We start from the raw sequence: 17,129 nt of genomic DNA, 5'->3' as shown, positions 1-17,129 counted from the left end.
ATCTGATAGGGTTCTGGGATGGCGCGATTATACGCAACACTACACCATCCTTATAGACGCTACGCGGCATAGCCGATACCATCTCTCCCCTCACTCTGCGCGAATTTCGCGCCAATTTCTGTCACAGCAGACTCAGAAGGCCCCATGCAGCGTTACATCAAGAAAATCCTCGAAGCCCGTGTCTACGACATCGCCGTCGAAACGCCGATGGAGGAAGCGCGTGGTCTGTCCGAACGCCTTGGTAACCGCGTCCTCCTCAAGCGGGAAGACGAGCAGCCGGTGTTCTCATTCAAGATTCGCGGCGCCTACAACAAGATGTCGCAGTTGAGTGACGAGGAGAAGGCGCGTGGGGTGATTACCGCCTCGGCGGGCAACCACGCCCAGGGCGTGGCGGCGTCTGCACGGCACCTGGGGATCAAGGCCACCATCGTCATGCCCAAGACCACGCCGGACGTGAAGGTATCCAACGTCCGCCGGCTCGGCGGCAGGGCGGTGCTGCACGGCGACACCTTCGACGAGGCGCGCGCGCACTCCGAGAAGCTGATGGCGGAGAAGGGACTGGTCTACGTACACCCCTATGACGATCCGGACGTGATCGCCGGCCAGGGTACCATCGCGATGGAGATCCTGCGCCAGGAGAGCGGCCCGATCGACGCGATCTTCGTGCCGGTCGGCGGCGGCGGCCTGATCGCCGGTATCGCCTCCTATGTCAAATACCTGCGTCCGGAAACCAAGGTGATCGGCGTCGAATCCAATGAATCCGCCTGCCTGGCGCTGGCGATGGAGAAGGGGTTCCGCGACAAGCTGGATCAGGTCGGCATCTTCGCCGACGGCGTCGCCGTCGCGCAGATCGGCGAATACACCTGGGAGGTGGCCAAGGACTACGTCGACGAGGTGATCACCGTCAGCACCGACGAGATCTGCGCCGCGATCAAGGATATCTTCGACGACACCCGCTCGGTGTGCGAGCCGGCCGGCGCCCTCGGCGTGGCCGGCATGAAGAAGTATGTCGCCCGCGAGCAGGTCGAAGGCACAACGCTGATCGCCATCGACTCCGGCGCCAACGTCAACTTCGACCGCCTGCGCCACATCGCCGAGCGCTCGGAGCTGGGCGAACAGCGCGAGGCGATCATCGCCGCGCGCATCCCGGAGCGTCCCGGCAGTTTCAAGCAGTTCTGCTCGGCACTGGGCAAGCGCAACATCACCGAGTTCAACTACCGCTACGCCAATGACAGCCAGGCGATCGTGTTTGCCGGGGTGCAGATCCGCCCCAACAACGGCGGCCGGGAAGAGCTGTTGGCCGAACTGCACGAGCATATCGAGGATGTGGTCGACCTCACCGACAACGAAACCGCCAAGCTGCATGTACGTTACATGGTCGGCGGACACGCCCCCGCCAGCGTGGACAACGAGGTGGTCTACCGCTTCGAGTTCCCGGAACGGCCGGGCGCGTTGATGAAGTTCCTCAACAAACTGGGCGGACGCTGGAACATCTCCATGTTCCACTACCGCAACCACGGCGCCGCCTACGGCCGTGTACTGGTCGGCCTGCAGGTACCCAGCGACGAGCACGACCAGGTCGGACAGTTCCTCGAGGAGATCGGTTACACCTACTTCGAGGAGACCGACAACACCGCGTACAAGCTGTTTCTGGGCTAGATTCCGCCCTCCCCCCGGGGCAACGCCTCGGGGACTCCTCCTCCGCGTCACACCACAGCGCCAGGCCATGAAAAATATCCCCGGAAGGGTATATCGCGACTGCTCGCCTGAAACCTATTGTGTGCGAGCAAGGGCAATCGTCGCCGACGGTTGCAAACTCCATCAATCTCCGGACGCTGGGCCGGTAGGTGAGGTTTCGAAAAGATCATGTCCGCGCTTTCACATACCACTTCGTATTACGCGGCGTCTGCCAACGACAAGCGCATTCGCCCGCCGCTGAAGGATCAGGTTGAGGCCGATGTCTGCATCATCGGCGCAGGCTTTACCGGGCTCTCCACGGCTTTGCATCTGGCCGAGCAGGGGTTCAAGGTTGTCGTGCTTGAAGCAACCCGCATCGGTTTCGGCGCCTCTGGACGCAACGGCGGCCAGATCGTACACAGCTACAGCCGCGATATCGATTTTATCGAGCGCCACTATGGCCAGGCCACGGGCAGGGCGATGGGCGCCATGGCGTTCGAGGGCGGCCGCATCATCCGCCGCCTGGTCAAGGACTACGACATCCAGTGCGATCTGAAGGATGGCGGCATTTTCGCCGCATGCAACAACAAGCAGTTTGACGAACTGAAGGAGAAGCAGGCGCTGTGGCAGAGCCACGGTCACAAAGATCTCGAGCTGCTCAGCGCCAGCGAAACCCGCCGCTATATCGGTACCAACCGCTACAAGGGCGCGCTGCTGGACCGTTCCGGCGGTCACTTCCACCCGCTGAACCTGGTCCTTGGCGAAGCGCAGGCGTTCGAATCCCTCGGCGGCGCCATCTATGAAGGTTCCCCCGCGGTTAAAGTGGTCGAGGGTGACCGGGTCAAGATCCATACCCCAAAGGGCTGCGTGTCCGCCAACTTCCTGGTCGTGGCCGGTAACGCCTATCTCGGCGATCTGCTACCCAAGCTGCAGGCGAAGGCGATGCCCTGCGGCACTCAGGTAGTTACCACCGCTCCCCTGAGCGCGGCGCAGCAGCGGGAACTGCTGCCGCAGGATCAGTGCGTGGAGGACTGCAACTATCTGCTCGACTACTTCCGCCTGTCGGGTGACGGCCGCCTGATCTACGGCGGTGGTGTCACCTACGGCGCCCGCGAACCGGGCAAGATCGAATCGCTGATCCGGCCGAAGATGCTGAAGACCTTCCCGCAGCTGAACAGCGTCAAGATCGACTTTGCCTGGACCGGCAACTTCTTGCTCACCTTGATGCGCCTGCCACAGCTGGGCCGGGTCAGCGCCCGGGCCAATATCTATTACGCGCAGGGCTACAGCGGCCACGGCGTCACCTGCTCCCATCTGGCGGGCAAGGTGTTGGCGGATGCGATTCAGGGCCAGGCGGAGCGCTATGACATCTTCGCTTCCCTGCCCCAGTACCCCTTCCCCGGCGGGCGGATGTTGCGGGTGCCCTACACCGCGATCGGTGCCGCCTACTACAACCTGCGGGACAAACTCGGTATCTGACCCGGCCGGCAGGCCCACAGCCCAACCCGACGGGCTGTGGCCCGCCGGATCAAGAGCAAGCGCGGCACCATGCTGACCACCTGTGTGCTCGGCATCCTGGTGTTTATCGACGATTACCTCAACTCGCTGGCGGTCTCCGCGTCGATGAAGACGCTGACCGACAAGTACAGGATCTCCCGCGAGAAGCTGGCTTACCTGGTCGACTCCACCGCCGCGCCGGGGACGATCATGGATGGTTTCGACACCTCCAGAATCAAGAAGGTCTCGCCCACCGTGGGCCTGATCAACTTCCTGCTACCAATGGCGGTGGATGCAGCACGCCTGGACTTAGATCCCCTATGCGGTACTGGGGGCGGCGATCACCTTCATCCTGTTCCTGATCCTGGGCTACGTCCTCGCCTGATCCCTCTGGCGTTCAACACTTGTCCCCAGTCCGCGTCTTGGGATGGGGATATTTTTCGTCTCGATCAGGGGGTTTCCGGCGAATAATCAAAATCGCTACGAGTAAACGCCTGGTAAGTGAACACCGCCAGCGACAGAACGCCCCAACTCAACCCGAGCACGACGCCCGCATCGATGATGCCGCGCCAGGGCTGGTCGAGATGACGCACCAGCAGCACCAGCACGATAATACCGCCGGTCAGGCAGAAGCTGATGATCTGTCGCCGGCGCTTGGCGTGGAAGAAGCCCATGCAGAAGATCGGCGCCAGGATCACCCGCATCGGTGTGACATTGCGCGACAGGTAGCGGATACGCGCGGCGACCCGCGGCGAAAAATTCTGTTGAAAGCCCCTGTAGCCCTCGGCGAAGCCCATGAACAGGATGCTGAAGATCAGTGCCGCCCAGTGGTACCAGCTGAACCCCTGCACAGACAGATCCAGCGCCATGGGTCCAAGCCTGTAGATAGCACTGCCGAACAACAGACAGATACCGACAAAACCCCAGATTGCAGCAACAGCGCCCAACATTCACTCCACTCCAGATGGCCAACTCATCAAGCGTGGCGATTATACCGCCATGGTGGTGGATCGGGTATCCGACCAGCGGAGTACAGTATTGTCCTGAATAGGGAACGGGATTACGTCCCCGCCACCAAGGATCACACACAAAAAACCGCCACCCCTGGGAGAGTGGCGGCTGAAGCAGAGTCGCAGCTGGCACGAAGCGAATCCTTTCGCTTCGTGCCGGATCTCCTGTTACGAATCAGTACCCCCGGAGCTTGTCGATATACTCCGGCAGGAACAGCGAGATCTGCGGGATATAGGTGATCAATATCAGGAAGAACAGCAGCAGGCCGAGCCAGGGCAGACAGGCCTTGATCACCCAGACCATGTCGCGGCCGGTGATCCCGGCGGTAACGAACAGGTTCAGCCCCACCGGCGGCGTCAACATGCCGATCTCCATGTTCACCACCATGATGATGCCAAGGTGGATCGGATCGATACCGAGCTGCATAGCGATCGGGAACAGGATCGGCGCCATGATCAGCAGGATTGCCGAGGGCTCCATGAAGTTACCGGCGATCAGCAGCAGGATGTTGACCACGATCAGGAAGCCCCAGGCCGGCAGCCCCCATTGAATGATCACCTCGGCGATCTGGTGCGGGATGCGTTCAGTGGTCAGCACGTGAGCGAACAGCATCGCGTTGGCGATGATGAACAGCAGCATCATCGATACCTTGGCGGCATCGACCAACACCTTACGTACCTCCGGATGCCAGACCGAACGGGGGAAGGCCAGCAGCATCAGCACGCCGTTGCGCACCACTGCACTGCCCATGCCTTCGTTGCCATTACGCCAGGCAACGCCCTTGAGCGGGCCGATATCGCGGTATCCGAGTACCGCGATCAGGTAGGCGTAGATCGCCGCCACCGATGCAGCTTCGGTCGGCGAGGCGATACCGCCGTAGATGGAGCCCAGCACGATGACGATCAGCATCAGACCGCCAAGCGCGATCACGCCGGAGCGGGCCAGGGCGCCGAAGCCCGGGAAAGGCTGGGCCGGCAGTTTCATGATCCGCGCCGCGATATAGATCGCGATCATCAGCAGCAGCCCCATCATGATGCCGGGGATGAAACCGGCCATGAACATGCGTGACGCCGAGACCTCGGTCGCCGCCGAGTAGACCAGCATCACGATCGACGGCGGGATCAGGATCCCCAGGGTACCGGCGTTGGCGATGACGCCGGCGCCAAAGGCTTCCGGGTAACCCGAGCGCACCATACCGGCGATGACGATGGAACCGATCGCGGCCACCGTGGCCGGTGAGGAGCCGGAGACCGCCGCAAACAGCATACAGGCCATCACCGAGGCCATCGCCAGGCCGCCGCGGACATGACCAATGGCGTCGACGGCAAAGTTGATCAGCCGCTTGGCCACACCGCCGGTAGATAGAAACGCCGACGACAGGATAAAGAACGGGATCGCCAGCAGCGTGTAGTGCGAGGTGGTCGCCTCGAACAGTTTCAATGAGATCGACGCCAGGGAGTCGTTGGAGAACAGCAGGATCGTGGTCACGCTGGACAGGCCCAGCGCGATCGCGATCGGCATCCCCATCAGCATGCAGCCGAACAACAGTATAAACAGCATCGCCGTGGTCATGAGCGCGCCTCCTTCTCTTCCGCTTCTTTCAACTCACGGGCGATCTCCATGCTCTCCTTCGCTTCGTCGGCAAAATGGAAACCCTCGAACTCGCCCTTGAACACCTTCCAGCCCAGTTGCGCGAAACGCACGATCAGCAACGCGAAACCGATCAGCAGGATGGTGGACGCGGTCCATTTCGGCACCGGGATATCCTCCAGCTCGATGCCGATCATCCGCATCTTCATCACATATTCCCAGGAGCCGACCAGAAACAGAACGCAGTAGCCGATACACAGTGCAATGGCGAACAGCGTCACCGCCCGGTACACCGGAGGCGGCAAAAGGCGCACAAACACATCGACACCGATATGCGCACCCACCTTGACGCCGTAGGAGGCACCGAACAGGACGAACCACCCTGCCATCAGCAGCGTGGCTTCCTGAGCCCAGTGAATCCCGGCGTTGAAACCAAAGCGGGCAACCACTTCGGCGAATACGAGTAAGGTCATACCGACCAGTAGAAGCGACAGGATCGCCTCCTCAAGCTGAGAGACCAGATTACGTAGAGCCATGATGAAACCTCTATCCGACTTGGGCGTGCGTCAGACGCACAGGGGAGACCCCGGCCTTTCCTGTACATCCAGTGTACCCACTGGTGGTGAAAGGGGGCGATGACACGCCCCCTCTGGATAAGCGCCGGTCGGTGATTATTTCGCGTTGGCCTTGAGTGCTTCGTTGATCAGCTCCTGACCGATATCGCCGGAGAACTTCTTCCATACCGGCTTCATCGCTTCGATCCACTGCTCGCGCTCGGCTTCGGTGATCTGGATCACCTCGGTACGACCGGAGTCGATGACCTTCTGGCGAGCATCGGCGGCCAGCTTGGCGGCCTCTTCGTTACCGTAGGCGATCGCTTCATCCAGCGCTTTCTTCACTTCGCCACGAATGTCGTCGTCCAGCCCGTTCCAGAACTCGGCCGAGGTCACCACCATGTAGTCGAGTACGCCGTGATCGGTTTCGGTGATGTAGGACTGCACTTCGTGGAACTTCTTCGAGTAGATGTTGGTCCAGGGGTTCTCGGAACCGTCGATCGCCTTGGTCTGCATCAGCGTGAACACTTCGGAGAACGGCTTCTTCAGCGGCACGCCACCGACCGCCTCGAACTGGGCAGCCAGCACGTCGGAGGTCTGGATACGGAACTTCTTGCCGTTCGCATCGGCCGGTACGCGCAGCGGCTCGTTGGCGGACAGCTGCTTCATGCCGTTATGCAGGTAACCCAGGCCCACGTAGCCCTTGCTCTGCAGAGAGTTCAGCAGCTCCTGACCGGTTTCGCTCTGCTGGAAGCGGTCGACGGCAGCCATGTCATTGAACAGGAACGGCAGGTCGAAGATCTGCAGCGCCGGGGTGTACTTCTGGAACTTGGACAGGGAGGGTGCCGCCATCTGCACGTCGCCGAGCAGCATCGCTTCCAGCACCTTGTCGTCGCCGAACAGCTGAGAGTTCGGGAACACCTCGACCACAACCTTGTCGCCCAGGCGCTCGGCCACGAGCTCCTTGAAGCGAATCGCCATCTTGCCTTTCGGGGTATTCTCGGCCACGACGTGGGAAAACTTGATTTCGATTGGAGCAGCGGTGACGACCTGGGCACCGAAGGTCAGCGCGACGGTTGCCATAGCAGCGGTCAGTAGACGCATGGGAGTTCTCCTGTGTTGCATTCTTAAAGTTATCGTTCGGGCCTGTCTTCGACCCGTGGGCAAACCTAGATAAGCAGAATTGATACCAACACCGGATCCATCAGAAAAAATAGTTAAAATAATCTTTAGAATCAGTTAATTAAAATTCATCAATCGGCTCTCACTCGGTATCAATCTCTCAGGCTCGTTTGAAAATCGGCGGAAATCCACACATCCATCACGAGAAAATGAGTGGATTTTCGCCAACCAATCTGGGAATGCCGATCAATTAGTGTTGTTGATTTGCACCAGATCATCGTTTATTCGGTTGATTCATGTTTAGAATTTGCGCAACATGCCGTTAATCCAGAAGAAGAAGCCCGTATTACAGGGAACAGGTGCGCAGTGAATAGAAGCTTATCCATCCAGACTAAAGTCAATCTCTCCCTTGTCGTTGTATTCCTGGTTGTATTTGTCAGTTCACTGACCGCAATCTACCAAAGCCAGACGTCACTCAGCCGCGATGTAGCCGAGTTCACGACCCTGGCCACCGCCGACTCCTACTTCGACAGCACCAATATCCTGATGCTCAGCGGCGCCATGCAGAATCGTGGTGCCCTGCAGAACAAGATCCTCAGCAATGAATCACTGACCGAAGCCCGCATCATCCGTGGCGATGCCGTGACCCAGGTATACGGCCCAGGCAGCAAGGATGCAGTGGTGATGGACGATCTCGATCGCCGCGCCATGAAGGGCGAGCATATCGTCGAGGAGTTCGACGACGAGCAGGGTCACCGCCTGACCGTGATCACGCCGATGAAGGCGATGAGCGAGTACAAGGGCACCAACTGTCTGCTCTGCCACCAGGTCGAAGAGGGCACGGTTCTCGGTGCCGTGCGCGTGACCTACGATTTCGCCAAGATCGACCGGGATATCCTGGTCAACCTGCGCAACGTGGCGTTGGTGGAGTTGGCGCTGTTCGTCGGCGGCGTGCTGCTGATCGGCCTGATCCTGCGCCGGATCGTGATCAAGCCGATCAACTCACTGTCCGACACCATGCATCTGGTCGAGCGCAACTCGGATCTGAGCCACCGCATCAAGATCGACTCCAGCGACGAGATAGGCATGATGTCCACCGCCTTCAACTCCATGCTGGGCAACTTCCAGAGCAGCATCCAGCATGTCGGCGACACGGTGCTGAAGCTCACCGACTCCAGCAGGCAGATCAGTGACATCTCCGGTCGGGCACTGAAGGCGGTCGGCGATCAGCAGATGCGTACAAGCTCGGTGGCAACGGCGATGGAGCAGATGGAAGCGGCGACCAAGAGCGTCGAATCCAGCGCCGAAAATACCGTCTCGGCATCGGACAGCGCGCTGCAGGAGAGTCAGGAAGGCAGCAAGGTGACGCAAAGCGCCATCCACGCGATTGAGTCCCTGAAGTCCGGTATCGAACAGGCAACGGAGGTGATCGAACGGCTGGACTCCCAGAGCCAGAAGGTGGGCACGGTGCTGGAGGTGATCCAGAAGATCGCCGAGCAGACCAACCTGCTGGCCCTGAACGCCGCCATCGAAGCCGCGCGCGCCGGTGAGCAGGGGCGCGGATTTGCCGTCGTCGCCGACGAGGTCCGCACCCTGGCCAGCCGTACCCACGATTCCACCGTCGAGATCAATACGATCATCAGCGACCTGCAGATCGATGCCAAGAACGCGGTTGGCGCGATGCGCTCCGCCATGGACGGGGCAACCGACAGTGTCGAGCAGGTGCAGCGCACCGCCAATGCGCTGAACAACATCACCGAAGCGGTACGGGTGATCAACGACATGAACCACCACGTGGCCGGCGCCGTGCGCGAGCAGACGCAGATGGCGGCCAGCGTGGAGCAGAGCATCCTCGACATCAATACCGGTACCGAGCAGGCCTCGACCCGTTCGAAGGAGCTGTCCCGTGTCGCCGAACACCTGAGCGATCTGTCCGGGCAGCTCGAGCAGATGGTCAAACGTTTCAAGGTCTGACCCAAGAGTGGCGGAGATCCGCCACTTCCGCAAAACAGCAAACAGCCCGCACGTTACGTAGCGGGCTGTTTGCTATTTCGGTTGCGCTTGTCTGGACCCGGTTCAGGCCTTGTAGTCGTTCTTGTCCAGGCCGTACTTTCTCATCTTGTCGTACAGGGTCTTGCGCGGAAGACCCAGCGCCTCCAGCGTATCCTTGATCGACCCGCCGTGGTTGGACAGCTCGGTATGGATCAGCATCCGCTCGAAGCGCTCCACCTGCTCCGGCAGCGTCAGGCCGTTGCCGGCGCCGCTGTCGACGATCGGACGGTTATCGAAGTCGAAGGTACAGGACTCGCCAAGCAGCACATAACGCTCGGCCAGGTTGCGCAGCTCACGCACGTTGCCGGGCCAATCGTGTAGCAGCAGGCTGTGCATCCGCTCCGCCGACAGCTCGACCACCTCTCGGCCATAGAGGGCGGCCGCCACCAGCATAAAGTGCTGGAACAGCAGCGGAATATCGTCCCGCCGCTCGCGCAGCGGCGGAATCTCGATGCGCACAACATTGAGCCGGTAATAGAGGTCTTCACGGAACTCGCCCGCTTCGGCCAGTTTCTTCAAATCAACCTTGGCCGCGGCGATGACACGGATATCGAGCGGAATCAACCTGTTGGACCCCAACCGCTCGATGGTACGCTCCTCGAGTACGCGCAACAGTTTGATCTGCAGCGACATCGGCATGCTCTCGATCTCATCGAGAAACAGGGTGCCGCCGTGAGCATGTTCGAACTTGCCGATCCGCTTGGTTTTGGCATCGGTAAACGCACCCGCTTCATGCCCGAACAGTTCGCTTTCGATCAGGTTTTCCGGCACCGCGCCGCAGTTGATGGCGACGAAGTTTTTTGTCCGCCTTGGACTGCGCTCATGGATGTAGCGCGCGACCAGGTCCTTGCCGGAGCCGGTTTCCGCCAACAGCAGCACATCGGCCGGGGTCTCCGCCACGGTGTTGCACAACCGGCGCAACGCCACCATCCGCGGGTTGTTGCCGACCAGCCGCGGTCCGGGTGCGTTCTGGCTCTCCAGCTCCTGGCGCAGGCGCCGGTTTTCCAGCGTCAGCCGGCGCTTGTCCACTGCACGGCGCACGGTATCGAGTAGAAACTCGGAGGCGAAGGGCTTCTCGATAAAGTCGTAGGCACCGTCGCGGATGGCGGTGACCGCCATGGAGATATCGCCATGACCGGTAATCAGGATCACCGGCAGCTCCGGGTCCACCCCCTGGACCTGCTTCATCAGCTCCAGGCCATCGATCCCCGGCAGGTTGATATCGGTGACCACCACCCCGGGCCAGTTCTCGTCGATCCGCTCCAGCACCCCTTCGGCCCGCTCCAGCGTCTCGACCTCATACCCCTCCAGCTCCAGCGTCTGCCCCGCCGCCAGCCGGATATGTTTCTCGTCATCGACCAGCAGCACCGGCGCGGCGGTGATGCTTTCACTCCTGTTCATCGCTTCTCTCCGACGGATGGGTGGTCAGTTCTGGGCGCGCGCCTCGGCGCAACTCTACGGTGAACACCGCTCCGCCCTGGGGATGGTTGGCGGCACTGAGCCGCCCGCCCAATGTCTCGATGATACGGTGTGATATCGACAGTCCCAAGCCCAGCCCCTGCCCCGATTTCTTAGTGGTGAAAAAGGGTTCGAAGATCCGCTCCAGATCGGCTTCGGCGATACCGGGGCCCTGGTCGTGTATCGACAGGCGCAGCCACTGGCCCTCGATCTCGACGCCCACATCGATCCGGCGCGTTTCGACCTGCTCCATCGCCTGCACCGCGTTGGAGAGCAGGTTTACCAATACCTGTTCCAGGCGCAGGATATCACCCAATACGTAGTAGTCCGACAACCGCGACGGCCAGCTGACCTCGACTCCCGCCTTTTCAAAATGGCCGTACATCAGCGACATGGCGCCGTCACGCACCGCCTGCAGGTTGACCAGATCGGTGCTGCCGCTGCTCTTGCGGGCGAACTCCTTGAGCGGATGGATAATACGGCTCATGCGCTCGGTCAGGCCGCTGATCTCCTCCAGATTGGCGTCAACCGTCTCCAGCTTGCCGCGTTTGAGGAAGGCACGGGCATTGTCGGAGTAGTTGCGGATCGCCGTCAGTGGCTGGTTCAGTTCATGGTTGATACCGGCTGACATCTGCCCGATCACTGCCAGCTTGGCGGTCTGAATCAGTTCGTTCTGGGTCTGGCTGTGCTGCTTCATCTCCTCCAGCAGCTTGCTGTTGGCATGGCTGAGATCGGCGGTGCGCTCCTGCACCCGGCTCTCCAGCTCTTCATGCGCCACCTTCAGCGCACGCTCCTGCGCCTTGCGTTCGGTCAGATCGTGCAGGGTGACGATATAGTGCCGTGCGCTGGCCAGCCGCATCCGATTGATATACACCTCCAGCGGAATCTGGGAGCTGTCGTGGCGCAGACCGGTGGCCTCCACCGCCAGCAGGTCCGGCTGATCCGGCTCATCGGAGAGGATATGGCGCCAGCAGGCGGCGCGATCCTCCTGCGCCAGCAGCTGACTGAAGTAGTGCCCCTGAAGCTGCGCCAGGGAGTAACCGAACAGATGCTCGGTGGTGGGGTTGATCGACTCGATGCAACCGCTCTCATCCAGCATCACCAGCCCGGCATGGGTATTGTCGATGATCGCCCGCACGCGGGCCTCATTCTCCTCCAGCGCCAGCATCTCGCGCTGCTGGAATCCGGCGCGCTCCTTGACGATGCGCCGACGCGCCAACAGGAACAGCACCAGCAGCGCAATCGCCGCGGTACTGAATCCGACCAGCAGCAGGGTTTCGAACATCGCCGCTTCGACCGGTTCGAGACTGGCCAGCACGGATACCGACAGCCCGAACCCCGGTACCGCTTTTCGCTGATGCAGGAATTGGCGCGGCTTGAGCCCGTCCAGCGCCTCGTTCTCGATCTGCCGACTGTCGAGCAGGGTGATCAGTTCTCCATCGCGCTCAAGCTGCTCTCGCTTGACGATATCCAGCGAGGTGAGCTGAACATCGCCGTAGCGCAGGCTATCGACGATCCTTTGCATATCCTGGGTCGACAGCGGCTGCAGGGCGCGAAACTTCCACTGCGGACGGGTGGAGATGAAGATGACGCCATCCGGATCGGTGACCAGCAGCTCGATCTGCGAGTTGCTCCAGTGCTGCTCCACGTCATGCAGATCCACCTTGACCACGACCACACCGACGATCTCACCCGCCTCGTGCAGCGGATAGGAGAAGTAGTATCCGCGCCGTTTCGAGGTGGTGCCGAGGGCGAAATAGCGCCCCTCCTGCCCCTTCAGTGCGTCCTGGAAATAGGGCCGGAAACTGAAGTCACGGCCGATGAAGGTAGCCTCCGAGCGCCAGTTGCTGGCCGCCACCGTCACCCCTCTGGCGTTCATCAGATAGGCATCGGTGGTGCCCATCACGCTGTTGACCTGCTCCAGGTAGAGGTTGGCACGTTGTATCGCCTGCTCATCCGGTCGCTCGTCGAGCGCCGACAGCAGTTCGGAGTGGGTCGCCAGCAGATGCGGCAGATCCTTGTAGCGATCCAGTCGCTGTTGCAAGCTTTGCAGGTAGCGGTCAAGATGGGACTCCGCATTCTGCTGAAGCTCGGCGATTGCCTGCTGACGGCTGAGCACAGCCGTCTCGACCAGCATCAGCACAAACAGCATCAGCAGCAGCACGACCAACAGGGGTCTGTACGCCCTGAGCGAGGTCAGGGGGTGGCCGGATTCAACCGCCATGCAACCGGATCTCCCAACATGAAGAAATTAAACCTGCCGTGAATCTCAGAGTTAACACGGCATGCAGTTATTAGGCTATTCGTTAGAAAGCGCAGTGACTTGAAATTGAAAACACTCGATTTTACTTTAGTCACGCCTAGCCGAATAGGCGATTCTCCCTCCAAGCAGAGACCGACCGATGCAGAAACGTACCAAGATCGTAGCCACCCTGGGACCCGCCACGGATAAACCCGGTGTGCTGGAGCAGCTTATCCGCGCCGGCGTCAACACCGTGCGCCTGAACTTCTCCCACGGCAGTGCCGACGATCATCGCCAACGCGTACAGGCGGTACGGGACGCCAGCCGGAAACTGGGTATCTCGGTCGCCACCCTGGGTGACCTGCAGGGGCCGAAGATCCGTATCGCCCGCTTTGCCCAGGGGCCGATCGAGCTCCGCATCGGTGACACGTTCACCCTGGATGCCGCGCTCGATACCCATGCCGGCGACCAGCAGGCGGTCGGTATCGACTACAAGGCGCTGCCGCAGGATTGTGTCACCGGCGATATCCTGCTGCTCGACGATGGCCGGGTGCAGCTGCGTGTCACCGCTATCGAGGGCAGCCGCATCCACACCGAAGTCACCATCGGCGGCAAGCTGTCCAACAACAAGGGGATCAACCGCCAGGGCGGCGGCCTGTCGGCAGCGGCACTGACCGACAAGGACAAGGCCGACATCAAGGTCGCGGCCGAACTGGACCTGGACTACGTCGCGGTCTCCTTCCCGCGCTCCGGCGCCGACCTGGAAGAGGCGCGGCAGCTGCTGGATGCCGCAGGTAGTCGAGCCGAGATCATCGCCAAGGTGGAACGCGCCGAGACCGTGGCCACGCCGGAAGCGCTGGATGAGATCATCCTTGCCTGCGACGGCGTCATGGTCGCCCGCGGCGACCTGGGCGTGGAGATCGGTGACGCCGAACTGATCGGCGTGCAGAAACATATCATCCGCCGCGCCCGCGAGCTGAACCGGGTGGTGATCACCGCGACCCAGATGATGGAGACGATGATCACCAGCCCGATGCCCACCCGTGCCGAGGTGTTCGACGTGGCCAACGCGATTCTGGACGGCACCGACGCGGTGATGCTGTCGGCCGAAACCGCCGCCGGCAGCTACCCGGTGGAGGTGGTCGAAGCGATGACGCGGATCTGCCAGGGTGCCGAGAAGCATCAGCTGTCACGGCCGGCACCGACCCAGCCGGACACCCCCTGCAGCAGCACCGACGAGGCAATCGCACGCTCGGCGATGTACACCGCCAACAGCCTGCCGACGGTTAAGGCGATCATCTGCCTGACCGAATCCGGCTCCACGCCGTTGTGGATGTCCCGTATCCGTTCCGGGCTGCCGATCTATGCGCTGACCCGCAACGAGCAGACCATGCGCCGCGTGGCGCTCTATCGCGGTGTGGAAGCGATGTTCTTCGACGCCACCGCGGTCAGCGAACAGGCGCTCAACCGCGAGCTGCTGGCGGTGCTTGTCGCCGCCGACAAGATCGCCAGCGGCGATACCGTACTGCTGACCCGCGGACAGCAACTGGGCGTGCATGGCGGCACCAACTCCCTGCAGATCATCCAGGTGCCCTGAACGGGCACCTCAGCCATAGCCTGAGGATATCCACTGCCGATGCAGATCGAACAACGACTGGCCGCCGACCTGGGTGTCGACGCGGCCCGGGTGCGCGCTGCCGTCGCCCTGCTCGACGAGGGCGCCAGCGTGCCGTTTATCGCCCGCTACCGCAAAGAGGCCACCGGCGCCCTGGACGACACCCAACTGCGTGAGCTGCACACCCGGCTGGGCCAGCTGCGCGAGCTGGAGAGCCGCCGCGAGGCGATCCTGCGCCAGCTCGGCGACAGCGGCCAACTGAGCGACGAGTTGAAAAACAGCCTGCTCGCCGCCGACAGTCGCGCCCGGCTGGAGGATCTCTACGCGCCCTACCGCCCGAAGCGGCGCAACAAGGCGCAGGAGGCCCGTGAGGCCGGTCTGGCGCCGTTGGCCGAGGCGCTGCTGAGTAATCCGGCACAGAATCCGGAGAGCGCGGCGCGGCCCTTTATCGCCGACGACAAGGGTATCCCCAATGTGGACTCGGCACTGGAGGGCGCCCGCCATATCCTGATCGAGCAGCTGTCCGAGTCCGCCGATCTGGTGGAGGCGCTGCGCAAGGCGCTCTGGCAGCAGGGGCTGCTGCACACCCGTGCCGCCCGTGGCAAGGCGGATCCGGACAGCAAGTTTCGCGACTACTTCGACTACGCCGAAGCGATCGCCCGTATCCCCTCCCATCGCGCCCTGGCCCTGCTGCGCGGCGAACAGGAGGGGGTGATCAAATACAAGCTGGAGCTACCCGAAGGGCAGGAGAACCTGGGACTGGAGCTGATCCAGCGCCACTGGCGACTGCGTCCGCACAACCTGTCGGCCTGGATGCAGGCGACGCTGGAGCAGTGTTGGAGCCGCAAGCTACAGCCGCAGCTGGAGAACGAACTGGTCAAGCGCCTGCGCGAGCAGTCCGAAACCGCCGCTATCGAGGTGTTCGCCCGCAACCTGCACGATCTGCTGCTGGCCTCCCCGGCCGGAGCCCGGGTGACACTGGGGCTGGATCCGGGCCTGCGCACCGGGGTCAAGGTGGCAGTGATCGACCGCACCGGACGCCTGCTCGAACATACTGCAATATACCCCCACGCGCCGCGTAACCAGTGGGACCAGTCGCTGGCCACCCTGGCCCAGCTGTGCCGTCGTCATCAGGTCGAGCTGATCGCCATCGGCAACGGCACTGCCTCCCGGGAGACCGAGCAGCTGGCCAGAGAGCTGGCCAGCCGCGAAACCGGCCTGCAGCTGCAGCCGGTACTGGTCAGCGAAGCGGGGGCATCGGTCTACTCCGCTTCGGAGTTGGCCGCTGCCGAATTTCCGGATCTCGATGTGACCATCCGCGGCGCCGTGTCGATCGCCCGTCGCCTGCAGGATCCGCTGGCGGAGCTGGTCAAGATCGACCCACGCTCGATCGGGGTCGGCCAGTACCAGCACGACGTGGATCAGCAGCAGTTGACCAACTCACTGGAAGCGGTGGTCGAGACCTGCGTCAACCATGTCGGTGTCGACCTCAATACCGCGTCCAGCGCCCTGCTGCGCCATGTCTCCGGCCTCAATGCCGGTCTTGCCGACAGCATTATCGCCTGGCGTGACGAACATGGCGCCTTCCACAACCGCCGCGAGCTGCTCAAGGTGAAGCGTCTGGGCCCCAAGGCGTTTGAACTCTGCGCCGGTTTCCTGCGTATCCGCGACGGTGAGGAGCCGCTGGATAACTCCGCCGTCCATCCCGAATCCTATCCGTTGGTGAAACAGATCGCCCAGGCGGCAGGACTGGACCAGCGCCAACTGCTGAATCAGCCCGAGCGGCTGCGCCAGCTCGACCCGGGCCGGTTTGTCAGTGAGCGCTTTGGCCGCTATACCGTCAGTGACGTGTTCAGCGAACTGGAGAAGCCGGGCCGCGACCCACGCCCCGAGTTTCGCTCCGTACAGTATCGGGAGGGGGTGTCCAAACTGGCCGACCTCAGCCCGGGGATGCAGCTGGAGGGCGTGGTAACCAACGTCACCCAGTTCGGCGCCTTCGTCGATATCGGCGTGCATCAGGATGGACTGGTGCATATCTCCGAGCTGGCCGACCGATTTATCAAGGACCCGCATGAGGTGGTGACCAGTGGCCAGATCGTCCAGGTGCGGGTGCTGGAGGTCGATGAACGACGCAAACGGATAAGCCTGAGTATGAAACAGCAGGACAATACGCAGAGGAAAGCCGACAACAGCCGCAAACCGGTGCAGCGCGAACAACCGGCCGCACGCGAGGGCAGCCTGGCTGAGCGTCTGCGTGCGGCGGGTATCGACACCAAGCGCTGACAGCAGAGCATGGCCCTGCGCCGCCCGG

12 protein-coding genes are annotated in these 17,129 nt (G+C 61.9%); 6 read left to right on the top strand and 6 right to left on the bottom strand.

What is annotated here, in order from left to right; genetic code table 11:
• Positions 1-114: 114 nt before the first annotated feature.
• The 3 genes from ilvA to KQ940_RS23060 all read left to right on the top strand — a co-directional run bounded on the left by ilvA (position 115) and on the right by KQ940_RS23060 (position 3,645).
• The gene (ilvA, locus tag KQ940_RS07300; protein WP_343222631.1) at positions 115-1,659 is read left to right on the top strand and encodes a threonine ammonia-lyase, biosynthetic; all 1,545 of its coding nucleotides are present in this window, start codon (positions 115-117) and stop codon (positions 1,657-1,659) included.
• Positions 1,660-1,866: 207 nt separating this feature from the next.
• Positions 1,867-3,156 (top strand): NAD(P)/FAD-dependent oxidoreductase, encoded by a 1,290-nt coding sequence (locus tag KQ940_RS07295; RefSeq protein ID WP_217412776.1) that lies wholly within the window; start codon positions 1,867-1,869, stop codon positions 3,154-3,156.
• Between the two features lie 36 nt (positions 3,157-3,192).
• Positions 3,193-3,645, top strand: coding sequence for a hypothetical protein (locus tag KQ940_RS23060; protein WP_343222629.1), 453 nt, complete (start codon positions 3,193-3,195; stop codon positions 3,643-3,645).
• Here KQ940_RS23060 and KQ940_RS07285 read toward each other — a convergent pair.
• The 4 genes from KQ940_RS07285 to KQ940_RS07270 form a co-directional block, all read right to left on the bottom strand.
• Positions 3,624-4,124, bottom strand: a complete 501-nt coding sequence (locus KQ940_RS07285) for a hypothetical protein (protein WP_217412775.1) — start codon at positions 4,122-4,124, stop codon at positions 3,624-3,626. The two genes, KQ940_RS23060 and KQ940_RS07285, sit on opposite strands and share 22 nt — an antisense overlap.
• Positions 4,125-4,359: 235 nt before the next feature.
• Positions 4,360-5,757 carry a TRAP transporter large permease gene (locus tag KQ940_RS07280; protein WP_217412774.1) on the bottom strand — a complete coding sequence of 466 codons (1,398 nt, stop codon included), beginning with the start codon at positions 5,755-5,757 and terminating at the stop codon, positions 4,360-4,362.
• Positions 5,754-6,311 carry a TRAP transporter small permease gene (locus tag KQ940_RS07275; RefSeq protein ID WP_217412773.1) on the bottom strand — a complete coding sequence of 186 codons (558 nt, stop codon included), beginning with the start codon at positions 6,309-6,311 and terminating at the stop codon, positions 5,754-5,756. The genes KQ940_RS07280 and KQ940_RS07275 overlap by 4 nt, the downstream gene beginning before the upstream one ends.
• Positions 6,312-6,446: 135 nt before the next feature.
• Complete coding sequence (locus tag KQ940_RS07270) at positions 6,447-7,433, bottom strand: TRAP transporter substrate-binding protein (RefSeq protein ID WP_217412772.1); 987 nt, start codon at positions 7,431-7,433, stop codon at positions 6,447-6,449.
• 384 nt (positions 7,434-7,817) lie between these two features.
• Here KQ940_RS07270 and KQ940_RS07265 point away from each other — a divergent pair, with 384 nt between their 5' ends.
• Entirely contained in the window at positions 7,818-9,425 is a 1,608-nt protein-coding gene (locus tag KQ940_RS07265) for a methyl-accepting chemotaxis protein (RefSeq protein ID WP_217412771.1), read from the top strand.
• A 102-nt stretch (positions 9,426-9,527) separates the two neighbouring features.
• On the opposite strand, the gene KQ940_RS07260 is transcribed toward KQ940_RS07265, so the two are convergent.
• Both KQ940_RS07260 and KQ940_RS07255 read right to left on the bottom strand, forming a co-directional pair.
• Positions 9,528-10,904 carry a sigma-54-dependent transcriptional regulator gene (locus tag KQ940_RS07260; RefSeq protein ID WP_217412770.1) on the bottom strand — a complete coding sequence of 459 codons (1,377 nt, stop codon included), beginning with the start codon at positions 10,902-10,904 and terminating at the stop codon, positions 9,528-9,530.
• Positions 10,891-13,185 carry an ATP-binding protein gene (locus tag KQ940_RS07255; protein ID WP_217412769.1) on the bottom strand — a complete coding sequence of 765 codons (2,295 nt, stop codon included), beginning with the start codon at positions 13,183-13,185 and terminating at the stop codon, positions 10,891-10,893. Before KQ940_RS07255 ends, KQ940_RS07260 begins: the two co-directional genes overlap by 14 nt.
• Before the next feature lie 178 nt (positions 13,186-13,363).
• Here KQ940_RS07255 and pyk point away from each other — a divergent pair, with 178 nt between their 5' ends.
• Both pyk and KQ940_RS07245 read left to right on the top strand, forming a co-directional pair.
• Positions 13,364-14,800, top strand: coding sequence for a pyruvate kinase (pyk, locus tag KQ940_RS07250; protein ID WP_217412768.1), 1,437 nt, complete (start codon positions 13,364-13,366; stop codon positions 14,798-14,800).
• Positions 14,801-14,839: 39 nt separating this feature from the next.
• Positions 14,840-17,101, top strand: coding sequence for a Tex family protein (locus KQ940_RS07245; RefSeq protein WP_217412767.1), 2,262 nt, complete (start codon positions 14,840-14,842; stop codon positions 17,099-17,101).
• Positions 17,102-17,129: the final 28 nt, after the last annotated feature.

The sequence above is a fragment of the Marinobacterium ramblicola genome (assembly GCF_019084545.1).
GTDB lineage: Bacteria > Pseudomonadota > Gammaproteobacteria > Pseudomonadales > Balneatricaceae > Marinobacterium_D > Marinobacterium_D ramblicola.
The sequence above is the reverse complement of the archived record's forward strand: the minus strand, read 5'-3'. Positions and strand labels throughout refer to the sequence as shown.